The sequence below is a fragment of the Betaproteobacteria bacterium genome (assembly GCA_016791345.1).
Classification (GTDB): domain Bacteria; phylum Pseudomonadota; class Gammaproteobacteria; order Burkholderiales; family JAEUMW01; genus JAEUMW01.
Window position 1 is genome coordinate 1 of the sequence record JAEUMW010000152.1, and the last position, 11731, is coordinate 11731.

Sequence of the window (11731 nt, forward strand, 5' to 3'; positions counted from 1 at the left end):
ACGTAGACGAGCTGGTCGCCGTCATAGGAATTGCCGGCGCCGTCCACCATCACCAGACGATCACCGTCCCCATCGAAGGCGATCCCGTACTGCGCGCCCTGCTCGCGCACCACCCGCCGCAGTTCCTGGGGATGCACCGCGCCGCAGCCTTCGTTGATATTGAGGCCGTCCGGCTGATTGCCGATTGCCACCACGTCGGCACCCAGCTCGTGGAAAACATTCCGCGCCACATGGTAGGTCGCGCCGTGCGCGGAATCGAGCACGACCTTGAGCCCGCGCAGATCGAGCGAGTTGGGGAAAGTGCTCTTGCAGAACTCGATGTAGCGACCGGCCGCATCGTTGACGCGCCAGGCCTTGCCGAGCTTGGCGGACGGAGCGCACGAGATGGGTTCCTCCAGGCGTGCCTCGATCGCGCGCTCGGTGGCGTCGGGAAGCTTGTCCCCGTCTGCCGAGAAGAACTTGATCCCGTTGTCCTCGAACGGGTTGTGCGAGGCGCTGATCACGATACCCGCCGACAGCCGCAACGCCCGCGTCAGGTACGCGACGGCCGGTGTCGGCATCGGTCCCGCGAGGTAGACGTCCACTCCCGCCGCCGAAAGCCCTGCCTGCAGCGCAGACTCCAGCATGTAGCCGGAGATGCGCGTGTCCTTGCCGATCAGCACCGCCGGGTGATCGCCGTTGCGTCGTGCCCTGCCCTCGCCGACCAGCACTTTTCCCGCTGCGTAACCCAGATGCATCACGAATTCGGGGGTGATGGGTTCCTCCCCCACGCGGCCGCGCACGCCATCCGTACCGAAGTATCTTCTAGTCATCGTTCAATTCTACCGCCCCGTACACGGTAAACGCATCCCGGGTTGACCCGACGTCGTGCACCCTTACGATCGCCGCACCCCGGTACACCGCAACGAGCGCCGCCGCAACGCTGGAGTGAACGCGCTCATCGACGCTCCTCGCGGTGATCTTTCCCAGGACCGACTTGCGCGACAACCCCGCCAGCAGCGGCAGCCCGGAAGGCACCAGCTCGCGCAGGTGTCGCAGCAGCTCGATGTTGTGCTGCCTGCTCTTGCCAAAGCCGAAGCCCGGGTCGACGACGAGGCGTGCGCGCTCGATGCCCGCTGCCTCGCACGCCGCAACCCGCTCGTGCAGGAACGCTCGAACCTCGTCGACCACGTCTTCGTAACGAGGATTCACCTGCATGGTCTGCGGCTCGCCCTGCATGTGCATGAGGCAGACCGCCGCATCGGAGGCGCGAAGCACGTCGAGCGCGCCCGGCTCGCGCAGCGCCTTCACGTCGTTGACCATGCTGGCACCCGCCGCCAGTGCAGCGGCCATGACTTCGGGCTTGTAGGTGTCGATCGACAGGGGAACCGGGCTGTCGGCAAGACGTTCCAGCACCGGCAGCACTCGCCCCAGTTCCTCGGCCAGCGGCACGGGCGCGGCGCCGGGGCGCGTCGACTCACCACCGATGTCGAGAAAATCGGCGCCTTCCTCGATCAGGCGCCGCCCTTGTGATACCGCGTTCTCGACCGACGCGAACCGTCCGCCGTCGGAGAACGAATCCGGCGTGACGTTGACGATGCCCATCACCAGCGGCCGGCTCAGTGCCAGGCGAAATCGGCCACAGACGAGTTCACGCATGGGAAACGAAAAGGGCCGGGGATGTCCCGGCCCGTGCGGTTGAGTGGTGAATCAGGTGCCCGGCGCGGCCGACGGAGCGGCTGCCGGTGCCGGGGGAGGACTGCTCGGCGGCGGCTGCGGTGCCGTTGCAGTCGGTCGCGGCGGCCGCGGAGAACGGCCGTCCATGATGTCTCCGATCTGATCCGCGTCGAGCGTCTCCCACTCCAGCAGGGATTTAGCCATGATCTCGACCTTCTCGCGGTTCTCTTCGATCAGGCCTCGCGAGAGTCCGTATTGCTGATCGATGATCCGCCGGATCTCCGCATCGACCTTCTGCATCGTGGTCTCGGAGACATTCTTGTGCGTCGTCACGGAGCGACCGAGAAACACTTCGCCCTCGTTCTCGCCGTAGACCATCGGCCCCAGCGCGTCGCTCATGCCCCACTCGGTGACCATGCGCCGCGCCATTTCGGTCGCCTTCTTGAAATCGTCGCCGGCGCCGGTGGTCATCTGGTTCATGAACACCTCCTCGGCGATGCGGCCGCCGAAGAGCACCGCGATGCGGTTCATGATGTACTCGCGGTCGTAGCTGTAGCGATCTTCCTCCGGCAACTGCATGGTGACACCCAACGCCCGCCCGCGCGGGATGATCGTCACCTTGTGCACCGGATCGGCCTTCGGCAGCAGCTTCGCCACCACCACGTGCCCGGACTCGTGATATGCGGTGTTCCTGCGTTCTTCTTCGGGCATCACCACCGAACGCCGCTCCGCGCCCATCATGATCTTGTCCTTGGCGCGCTCGAAGTCCTCCATGTCGACCAGCCGCTTGCTGGCCCGCGCCGCGAAGAGCGCGGCCTCGTTCACCAGGTTGGCAAGATCGGCTCCGGAGAACCCGGGGGTGCCACGCGCGAGGATGTCGCCGCGCACGTCGGGCGCAACCGGCACCTTGCGCATGTGAACCGTGAGGATCTGCTCGCGCCCACGGATGTCGGGCAGCGGCACCACGACCTGGCGGTCGAAGCGACCCGGGCGCAGCAACGCCGGATCAAGCACGTCGGGCCGGTTGGTGGCCGCAATCACGATGACGCCCGAGTTGCCCTCGAAGCCATCCATCTCCACCAGCAGCTGGTTCAGCGTCTGCTCGCGCTCGTCGTTGCCGCCACCCAGGCCGGCACCGCGCTGGCGTCCGACCGCGTCGATCTCGTCGATGAAGACGATGCAGGGCGCGTGCTTCTTCGCCTGATCGAACATGTCACGGACGCGCGCCGCGCCCACGCCGACGAACATCTCGACGAAGTCCGAACCGGAGATCGAGAAGAACGGCACCTTGGCCTCGCCGGCAATGGCCTTGGCGAGCAGGGTCTTGCCAGTGCCGGGATTGCCCACCATGAGCACGCCCCGCGGAATGCGTCCGCCGAGCTTCTGGAACTTGCCGGGGTCGCGCAGGAACTCGACGAGTTCAGCGACCTCTTCCTTCGCTTCCTCGCAGCCGGCGACATCCGCGAAGGTCACGGTGTTGGTCGATTCGTCGAGCAGCCGCGCACGGCTCTTGCCGAACGAGAAGGCGCCGCCACGACCGCCCCCCTGCATCTGCCGCATGAAGAACACCCAGACGCCGATGAGCAAAAGCATCGGGAACCAGGACACGAAGATGTTCATGAGCAGCGAAGGCTCTTCCTCGGGCTTGGCCTCGACGATCACACCCGCCTTGAGGAGATCGGACACCATCCACGGGTCCGACGGCGCATACGTGGTGAAGCGCTTGTTGTCGGAGCGGATCCCCTTGATGACACGCCCTTCGATCGTGACCTTGGCAACCTTGCCCTGCTTCACCTCCTCGATGAACTGGGAATAGTCCATCGGGCTCTGCGCAGTCTGGCGAGTGCTGAACTGGTTGAATACGGTCATCAGGACGAGCGCAATCACCAGCCAGATGGCCACGTTCTTGACGAGATTGTTCAAGTTCACTCCTCGCAACCTTTGCTTGACAACATGCGACCGACGATTCTAATCCGATTATTCCGGGCTGTCACAGCGCAGACCCGGCGCCATCAAGCGGTTCCCGTGCCAATTGCCCGCCGCTCAAAGGCATACGGCCGAGCAGGAAGGATTCGCTCGAAGTGTCCCGCGAAGCCTTGGGCTTGCGCTCGTGGACGATCCTGAACGACGCGATCATGTGCTTCCTGAAGGTCTCGAACCCGTCGCCGTGAAACGCTTTGACTAGGAACGCCCCCTCCGGTTTCAGCCACCGCACCGCGAATTCCAGCGCCCGCTCCGCCAGGGCGAGCGCGCGCGCCTGATCCACCACTGCCACCCCAGAGAGATTGGGTGCCATGTCGGATAAGACAAGGTCGGGACGATCGTCTCGCAGCATTTTCTCGATCTGCTGCCACACGGCGGGCTCGCGAAAGTCCCCGCGCACAAAGATCACACCTGCGATCGGCGCCATGTCGAGGAGGTCGACCGCAAGCACGCGCCCGCGCGGCGCCACGGCGCCGACAGCGGCCTGCGACCAGCCTCCAGGCGCGGCTCCGAGATCGACGACGGTCATGCCCGGCCGCAGCAGGCGGTCCCGTTGCGCGATCTCCAGCAGCTTGAACGCCGCCCGCGACCGGTAGCCCTGATCCCGCGCCTGGCGCACGTAGGGATCCGTCAGATGCCGGTGGACCCAGGCCCGGCTGGTCTTGTTCCGCTTCATCGCCTAGACTTTGCTGATTTCCTCATTCGCCGCGAGCGATCGGATGACGCACATCCCCCCACTTCTATCTGCAGCCGAGCGCCGAGCGCTCAAGTCGCGCGCCCACCCGTTGCGACCGGTGCTGATCGTCGGCTCGAAAGGGCTCACGGAGTCCGTAATGAAGGAAGCGGAGGTCGCGCTGAAAAGCCACGAGCTGATCAAGGTGAAGCTCGCCTCCGACGATCGCGAGGAGCGTGCGAATCAGTTCCACGCGCTCGCCGCGGCGCTCGCCGCGAGTCCCGTCCAGCAGATCGGCAAGATCGCCGTCCTCTATCGCGAGAAGCCGGAAGAACCGAAAGCGCCGGCGCCGCGCACGCGGGCTTCCGCCGCCCCGCCCGCATCCTCCCGGGCGCGCGCCGCCAGCCGGCCTCCCTCCTCTGCGCCCAAGCGCGATCGGGGGCGAGCGGGCGAAGCGCCCGCCACTTCCCCACGACGCGCACCGCTCCGCCCGCGCGCCGCGCGCAGACCACGGCCCCGTCCCTAGTCGGAGCTCCGGCGCAGCAACACGACCAGGACGCCTCCGAGCAGGCAGTTCAACAGGTAGACGCCGCTCGCGATGCCATGCCAGCCGACCAAGCGTCCGCGCAGCTCACTTTGCATGACATCCGCCGGTGCGACCGCCGCCTTGAGCCCGGCGAGAATCGGCTGAATGCCGAATTCGCCGATTACCGTCAGCGCCGCCATCGCCGCAGTCAGTCCGATGAGCAGCCACGATTTCCGCTGCCTTCGTGAAAGATTGAGCACGATGAAGCACGCCGCGCACGCGAGGCCCACGTAGGCAACCAGGGTAAACAGGCGTCCCGCGGTCGCCCCCGCCAGCACCCGATCCGGCAGCACGCGAAAGAGCGCAGGCGCGGTGATGAGCCCCGTGGTCCAGAGCGATCCCACCCAGAGCGTGACCGTCAGCGTCTGCAGATCGCGCGCGAACTGCCTCAAGCGCTGCCGCCCGCCTGGAACTCAAACATACTTGACGTCGAGGATCTCGTACTCGCGCAACCCGCCCGGCGCCTGCACCTCGGCCACCTCGCCGGCGTACTTGCCGACGAGCGCCCGCGCGAGCGGCGAGGTGATCGAGATCTTGCCGAGCTTGATGTCGGCCTCGTCCTCGCCGACGATCTGGTAGGTGACGACCTCGCGGCTGTCCATGTCCTCGAGTTCGACCGTTGCCCCGAAGACGCAACGGCCATCGGCATCGAGCAGCGCTGGGTTGATGATCTGGGCGTTGCCGAGCTTCGCCTCGAGCTCGGCGATGCGCCCCTCGATGAAGCTCTGGCGTTCCTTGGCCGCGTGATACTCGGCGTTTTCCGACAGGTCGCCGTGCGCGCGCGCCTCGGCAATGGCGTTGATCACGGCCGGTCGATCGGCGCTCTTGAGACGGCTGAGTTCCGCGCGCAGCAATTCGGCGCCGGTGACAGTCAGGGGAATCTTCTGCATGGGGTTCCCGCAGGATGCTAGGCCGCGGCTTCGGCCAATTGCCGGTGCAGACCCTGCACGTCGTACGGCCTGAGCTCGCTGACGTGCTGCAGGCCGACGCAGGCGGCGCGTGCTTCGGCCATCGTGGTGTAGTAGGTGATGCGTCCCTGCACGGCAGCGTGGCGGATGTAGTAGGAATCCTGGATGGCGTTACGCTTTTCTTCAACGGTGTTGATGATGAGGGCAATCTCGCCGTTCTTGACCAGATCCACGACGTGGGGCCGGCCTTCGGTCATCTTGTTGACGACCGTAACACCTAAGCCCGCTGCCGTCAGCGCTGCAGCGGTGCCGCGCGTGCCGTACAGCGCGAAGCCAAGCTCGGACAACGCCCGGCCGACTTCGACCGCGCGCGGCCGGTCGGATGGGCGGACGCTGATAAAGACGTTGCCCGATGCGGGAAGTTTCACGCCCGCCGCGAGCTGCGACTTGAGGAAGGCTTCGGCGAAGCTCTCGCCCACGCCCATGACCTCGCCGGTCGACTTCATCTCGGGCCCGAGAATGGTGTCCACCCCGGGGAACTTGATGAAGGGGAACACCGCCTCCTTGACCGAGTAGTAGTCCGGAATCACCTCGGTGAGCACGCCCTGCGCGGCGAGCGTCTTGCCGGTCATGCAGCGCGCCGCGATCTTTGCGAGCGGCAGTCCGGTTGCCTTCGACACGAAAGGCACGGTGCGCGACGCGCGTGGATTCACCTCCAACACGTAGACGGTGCCCTGCTGGATGGCGAACTGCACGTTCATGAGGCCGACCACGCCGAGGGCACGCGCCATCGCTACCGTCTGCCGGCGCAGTTCCGACTGCATCTCCTGGCTGAGGCTGAACGGCGGCAGGGAGCAGGCGGAGTCGCCGGAGTGCACGCCTGCCTCCTCGATGTGTTCCATGATGCCGCCGATGACGACGTCCGTGCCGTCCGCGAGCGCATCGACGTCGACTTCCGTCGCGTCGTTGAGAAAGCGATCGAGCAGCACCGGCGACTCGTTGGAGACCTTCACCGCCTCGCGCATGTAGCGTTCGAGGTCGTGCGGATCGTGCACGATCTCCATCGCCCGCCCGCCCAGCACGTAGCTCGGACGCACGACCAGCGGATAGCCGATCTCCTCGGCGAGCGCGATCGCCTCGCGCTCGGCGCGCGCGGTGCGGTTGGGCGGCTGCTTGAGATCGAGCGCGTGCAGCATCTGCTGGAAGCGCTCGCGATCTTCCGCGCGGTCGATCATGTCCGGACTGGTGCCGATGATCGGCACGCCGTTGGCCGCGAGATCGCGCGCGAGCTTGAGCGGCGTCTGCCCGCCGTACTGCACCACCACGCCCCATGGCTTCTCGACGTGCACGATCTCGAGCACGTCCTCCAGGGTGAGCGGCTCGAAGTACAGGCGATCCGACGTGTCGTAGTCGGTCGACACCGTCTCCGGATTGCAGTTGACCATCAAGGTCTCGAAGCCGTCCTCGCGCAGTGCGAGCGCGGCGTGCACGCAGCAGTAGTCGAATTCGATGCCCTGGCCGATGCGGTTCGGCCCGCCACCCAGCACCATGACCTTCCGGCGGTCGCTGGGTGCCGCTTCGCACTCCTCCTCGTAGGTCGAGTAGAGGTACGCCGTGCCGGTGGCGAACTCGCCGGCGCAGGTGTCGACGCGCTTGTACACCGGGCGGATGCCGAAGCGGTGGCGCGCCGTGCGCACTTCGGATTCGGTCGTCTTCAGGAGCTTGGCCAGACGCCGATCCGCGAAGCCCTTGCGCTTCAGCCGCCGCAGGTGATCGGCGTCCAGCTCTGCCAGCGAGCGGTCGTCCAAGTCCGTCTCGATGTCGACGATTTCCTTGATCTGGGCGAGGAACCACGGGTCGATGCGCGTCAGCGCATGTACCTTTTCGAGCGTGAAACCGTTTTCGAAGGCATCGCCGACATACCAGATGCGCTCGGGTCCGGGTTCGCCCAGTTCCTTCTCGATGATCTGGAAATCGGTCGTCTTCTGGTTGAGGCCATCGACACCCACCTCCAGACCGCGCAGGGCTTTCTGGAAGGACTCCTGGAACGTGCGCCCGATCGCCATCACCTCGCCGACGGATTTCATCTGCGTGGTGAGACGATTGCTCGCCTGCGGAAACTTCTCGAAGGCAAACCGCGGCACCTTCGTCACCACGTAGTCGATCGAGGGTTCGAAGGATGCCGGCGTCGCACCGCCGGTGATCTCGTTGCGAAGCTCGTCCAGCGTATAGCCCACCGCCAGCTTGGCCGCGATCTTCGCGATCGGAAAACCGGTGGCTTTCGAGGCGAGTGCGGACGAGCGCGACACGCGCGGATTCATCTCGATCACCACCATGCGCCCGTCCGCCGGATCGATGGCGAACTGCACGTTGGAGCCGCCGGTATCGACGCCGATCTCGCGCAACACCGCGATGGAGGCGTCGCGCATGATCTGATATTCCTTGTCCGTCAGCGTCTGCGCCGGTGCCACGGTGATCGAGTCACCCGTGTGCACACCCATCGGGTCGAGGTTCTCGATCGAGCAGACGATGATGCAGTTGTCGCGGCCGTCGCGCACCACCTCCATCTCGAACTCTTTCCAACCGATCACCGACTCTTCGATGAGCAGTTCCTTGGTCGGCGAGGCTTCCAGCCCGCGGTCGCAGATGGCGAGGAACTCCTCGCGGTTGTAGGCGATGCCGCCGCCCGATCCGCCCAGCGTGAAGGAGGGCCGGATCACCGTCGGATAACCGACCATGGCCTGCACCTGCAGGGCTTCCTCCAGCGAGTGGGCGAGCGCCGAGCGCGGGCACTCGAGCCCGATGCGCTGCATCGCGAGCTTGAACTTCTCGCGATCCTCCGCCTTGTCGATGGCTTCCTTCTTGGCGCCGATCATCTCGACGCCGTAACGCTCCAGCACGCCGTGCTTCGCCAGATCGAGCGCGCAGTTGAGCGCCGTCTGCCCGCCCATGGTCGGCAGCAGCGCATCCGGCCGCTCGATCTCGATCACCTTCGCCACCATCTGCCACGTCACGGGCTCGATGTAGGTGGCATCCGCCATCTCCGGATCGGTCATGATGGTGGCGGGGTTCGAGTTGACGAGGACGACGCGATAGCCTTCCTCGCGCAGCGCCTTGCAGGCCTGTGCGCCGGAATAGTCGAACTCGCACGCCTGGCCGATCACGATCGGCCCGGCGCCGATGATCAGGATGCTGTGCAGATCGGCGCGCTTCGGCATCTCAGGCCTGCGCCGAGCGGACGGCGCGCGCCGCAACGGCCGCCGCGTCGAGATCCTCGACGAAGCGGTCGAAGAGATAATCGACGTCGTGCGGACCCGGGCTTGCCTCCGGATGCCCCTGGAAGCAGAACGCCGGGCGGTCGACGAAGCGGAAGCCCTGCAGGCTGCCGTCGAAGAGCGATACGTGGGTCACTTTCGTGTTCGCCGGAAGTGTCGCGGCATCGACCGCGAAGCCGTGATTCTGGCTCGTGATCAGCACGCGCCCTGACTCCACGTCCTGCACCGGGTGGTTGGCGCCATGGTGACCGAACTTCATCTTGAGTGTCCGGCCGCCCGCCGCGAGCGCGAGCAACTGATGGCCGAGGCAGATGCCGAAGAGCGGCAGCCGCAGGTCGAGAAACCTGCGGATGGCACGAATCGCGTAGTCGCAGGGCTCGGGGTCGCCCGGTCCATTGGACAGGAACACCCCGTCCGGGCGCATCTCGATCACCTGTTCGGCGGGGGTCTGCGCCGGCACCACGGTGACGCGGCAGCCCCGGCTTGCCAGCTTGCGCAGGATGTTGCTCTTGATGCCGTAGTCGTAGGCGACGACGTGGTGGCGAAGCGCCGGCTGCGCGAAGCCTCGGCCCAGCGCCCACTCGCCTTCGCTCCAGGCGAACGCCCGCGTGCAGCTCACGACGCGGGCGAGATCCATTCCCGCAAGACCGGGAAACCCGCGTGCAAGCGCCACCGCCTTTTCCGCGTCCGACGCACCGGCCATGATGCAGCCGCTCTGCGCACCGCGCTCGCGCAGGATGCGGGTAAGCCGGCGGGTATCGATATCCGCGATCGCGACGACTCCCTCGCGTTCGAGGTACGCATCGAGGGTCCCCGTCATGCGGAAGTTGCTCGCCCGCGGCGGCACGTCGCGCACCACGAGGCCGGCGGCGAAGATGCGATGGGACTCGACGTCCTCGTCGTTGACGCCTGTGTTGCCGATGTGCGGGTAGGTCAGGGTTACGATCTGGCGGCAGTACGAGGGATCGGTGAGGATCTCCTGGTAGCCGGTGATCGCCGTGTTGAACACGACTTCGCCGACCGTCTCACCCGCCGCGCCGATGGCAGCGCCCCGGAAAATCGTCCCGTCAGCAAGCGCAAGAATCGCGGGCGGACGTGACGGCAAAAGGCAAACTCCGGGTGTCGATGAAGGCTTTACGCACAAAGCGGGACAGGGCTCATGACCCCATCCCGCTGGCGGTGGATTATACGTTGCCAGGCTCGTCCCGGCAACGAAAAGCGGCCGTGATCGTCAGCGCAGACCGAGCACGTCCTGCATGTCATACAGCCCGGCGGGTTGCGCGGCCAGCCAGCGCGCGGCGCGCAGCGCGCCCTGGGCGAAGGTGGCGCGGCTCGACGCCCGGTGCGTGATCTCGACGCGCTCGCCGATGCCGGCAAAGAGCACCGTGTGATCGCCCACGATGTCGCCGCCGCGCACGGTGGCAAAGCCGATGGTCGAGGGATTGCGCTCGCCGGTGACCCCTTCGCGCCCATACACTGCGCAGTTCCCGAGATCGCGGCCGAGCGCCGCGGCGACGACCTCGCCCATGCGCAGTGCCGTGCCCGAAGGCGCGTCCACCTTGTGCCGGTGATGCGCCTCGACGATCTCGATGTCGTAGCCTTCGGCGAGCACGTGCGCAGCCGTGTCGAGCAGCTTGAAGATGAGGTTCACGCCGACGCTCATGTTCGGAGCGGCGACGATCCCGATGCGCTGCGACACATCGGCCAGTCGTTTCCGTTGCTGCTCGGTGAGCCCGGTCGTGCCGACCACCATCTTCACCTTGAGCACGTCGCATGCGGCGAGATGCGCGAGGGTTCCTTCCGGGCGCGTGAAGTCGATCAGCACATCGGCGGCGGCGAGCGTACGCTCGATGTCGTCGTTGATCGTGACGCCGCACGGTGCGCCGATGAGTTCGCCCGCGTCACGCCCGAGAAAAGGACTGCCCGGCCGCTCGAGCGCGCCGGTGATGCGCGCACCGGGCGCCTGTGCCACGGTTTCGAGCAGCATCCGGCCCATGCGGCCGGAAGCCCCGGCAATGACGATGCGCAGCATCAGCCTGGATCCCGTCGAGAAACCCGATCGTCTAGCGCGGCGCAGCGACCGGCGCGCCGCCGTCGTCCACCCCGAGCACCTTTTTCACGCCGGAGGTCACCGAGTCCGTGATCGACTCGCCCTCGGCGGGCGGCGGAGGCGGTTTCGCCTTGCTGCTCTTGGGACGGGGGGTCGCCGCTGCCTCGGTCGTCACGCCGGGACGGGGAACCTGCTCCTCGTTCGCCTTCGGGCGGGGCCGCCCGACCTGCTCCTCCGCCGCGGCCGGGCGCGGACGCGGCACCGCATCCTTGTCCCGCTTCTTGGTGGACGACGATGGGCTCGCCTTGGCCGACGGACTGGGGACGGCCGCATCGTCGTCGGCGCCGAAGACCTTCTTCACCGACTTGGTCATGCTGTCCAGCATGCCTTCGGACGACTTCGCCGTGGCCGCGGTGGTTGTTCCCGCCGCCCCGGCGGCTGCGGCCTCTCGCGGCGGTACCGGCGGCGGCGAATCCACGTCCATGCCGATGGCCGACTTGAGGGAGTCCATGACGCCGCCGGAAGACGGCGGCGGCGGCGGTGGACCGCGGCGCGCGGCCTTGGGCATCGCGGTGCTGGCTGCGGGTGCATCCGCTGGCT

The 11731-nt window shown here is 66.6% G+C and carries 11 protein-coding genes; 1 reads left to right on the plus strand and 10 read right to left on the minus strand.

Translation table 11 applies throughout. The features are described from left to right. The 4 genes from glmM to JNK68_06130 form a co-directional block, all read right to left on the minus strand. Positions 1 to 812: phosphoglucosamine mutase (gene glmM, locus JNK68_06115; GenBank protein MBL8539930.1), on the minus strand; the 812-nt coding region annotated here is incomplete at its 3' end. Beyond that, entirely contained in the window at positions 805 to 1638 is an 834-nt protein-coding gene (folP, locus tag JNK68_06120) for a dihydropteroate synthase (GenBank protein ID MBL8539931.1), read from the minus strand. The genes glmM and folP, both read right to left, overlap by 8 nt. 51 nt (positions 1639 to 1689) lie before the next feature. After that, positions 1690 to 3579 carry an ATP-dependent zinc metalloprotease FtsH gene (gene ftsH, locus JNK68_06125; GenBank protein ID MBL8539932.1) on the minus strand — a complete coding sequence of 630 codons (1890 nt, stop codon included), beginning with the start codon at positions 3577 to 3579 and terminating at the stop codon, positions 1690 to 1692. A 67-nt stretch (positions 3580 to 3646) separates the two neighbouring features. Then, complete coding sequence (locus JNK68_06130) at positions 3647 to 4315, minus strand: RlmE family RNA methyltransferase (GenBank protein MBL8539933.1); 669 nt, start codon at positions 4313 to 4315, stop codon at positions 3647 to 3649. Positions 4316 to 4358: 43 nt separating this feature from the next. Between JNK68_06130 and yhbY the strand changes: the two genes are divergently transcribed. Then, positions 4359 to 4838 carry a ribosome assembly RNA-binding protein YhbY gene (yhbY, locus tag JNK68_06135; GenBank protein MBL8539934.1) on the plus strand — a complete coding sequence of 160 codons (480 nt, stop codon included), beginning with the start codon at positions 4359 to 4361 and terminating at the stop codon, positions 4836 to 4838. Here yhbY and JNK68_06140 read toward each other — a convergent pair. From JNK68_06140 to JNK68_06165, 6 genes are all read right to left on the minus strand, one after another. Further along, positions 4835 to 5290: a DUF4149 domain-containing protein gene (locus JNK68_06140; GenBank protein MBL8539935.1), complete on the minus strand. Its 456-nt coding sequence runs from the start codon at positions 5288 to 5290 to the stop codon at positions 4835 to 4837. The genes yhbY and JNK68_06140 overlap by 4 nt on opposite strands. Positions 5291 to 5311: 21 nt before the next feature. Continuing rightward, positions 5312 to 5788, minus strand: a complete 477-nt coding sequence (gene greA, locus JNK68_06145; GenBank protein MBL8539936.1) for a transcription elongation factor GreA — start codon at positions 5786 to 5788, stop codon at positions 5312 to 5314. Between the two features lie 17 nt (positions 5789 to 5805). Continuing rightward, the gene (gene carB, locus JNK68_06150; GenBank protein ID MBL8539937.1) at positions 5806 to 9024 is read right to left on the minus strand and encodes a carbamoyl-phosphate synthase large subunit; all 3219 of its coding nucleotides are present in this window, start codon (positions 9022 to 9024) and stop codon (positions 5806 to 5808) included. Between the two features lies 1 nt (position 9025). After that, the gene (carA, locus tag JNK68_06155) at positions 9026 to 10186 is read right to left on the minus strand and encodes a glutamine-hydrolyzing carbamoyl-phosphate synthase small subunit (protein ID MBL8539938.1); all 1161 of its coding nucleotides are present in this window, start codon (positions 10184 to 10186) and stop codon (positions 9026 to 9028) included. A gap of 126 nt (positions 10187 to 10312) precedes the next feature. Beyond that, entirely contained in the window at positions 10313 to 11113 is an 801-nt protein-coding gene (dapB, locus tag JNK68_06160) for a 4-hydroxy-tetrahydrodipicolinate reductase (GenBank protein ID MBL8539939.1), read from the minus strand. Between the two features lie 31 nt (positions 11114 to 11144). Beyond that, positions 11145 to 11642: a hypothetical protein gene (locus JNK68_06165; protein ID MBL8539940.1), complete on the minus strand. Its 498-nt coding sequence runs from the start codon at positions 11640 to 11642 to the stop codon at positions 11145 to 11147. Positions 11643 to 11731: the final 89 nt, after the last annotated feature.

What these genes read in the sequence shown, in the direction of transcription:
- yhbY (MBL8539934.1), top strand. Translation starts at nt 4,359, where the DNA reads ATGACGCACATCCCCCCACTTCTATCTGCAGCCGAGCGCCGAGCGCTC.
- dapB (MBL8539939.1), bottom strand. Translation starts at nt 11,113, where the DNA reads ATGCTGCGCATCGTCATTGCCGGGGCTTCCGGCCGCATGGGCCGGATG.
- JNK68_06130 (MBL8539933.1), bottom strand. Translation starts at nt 4,315, where the DNA reads ATGAAGCGGAACAAGACCAGCCGGGCCTGGGTCCACCGGCATCTGACG.
- folP (MBL8539931.1), bottom strand. Translation starts at nt 1,638, where the DNA reads ATGCGTGAACTCGTCTGTGGCCGATTTCGCCTGGCACTGAGCCGGCCG.
- carB (MBL8539937.1), bottom strand. Translation starts at nt 9,024, where the DNA reads ATGCCGAAGCGCGCCGATCTGCACAGCATCCTGATCATCGGCGCCGGG.
- JNK68_06165 (MBL8539940.1), bottom strand. Translation starts at nt 11,642, where the DNA reads ATGGACTCCCTCAAGTCGGCCATCGGCATGGACGTGGATTCGCCGCCG.
- greA (MBL8539936.1), bottom strand. Translation starts at nt 5,788, where the DNA reads ATGCAGAAGATTCCCCTGACTGTCACCGGCGCCGAATTGCTGCGCGCG.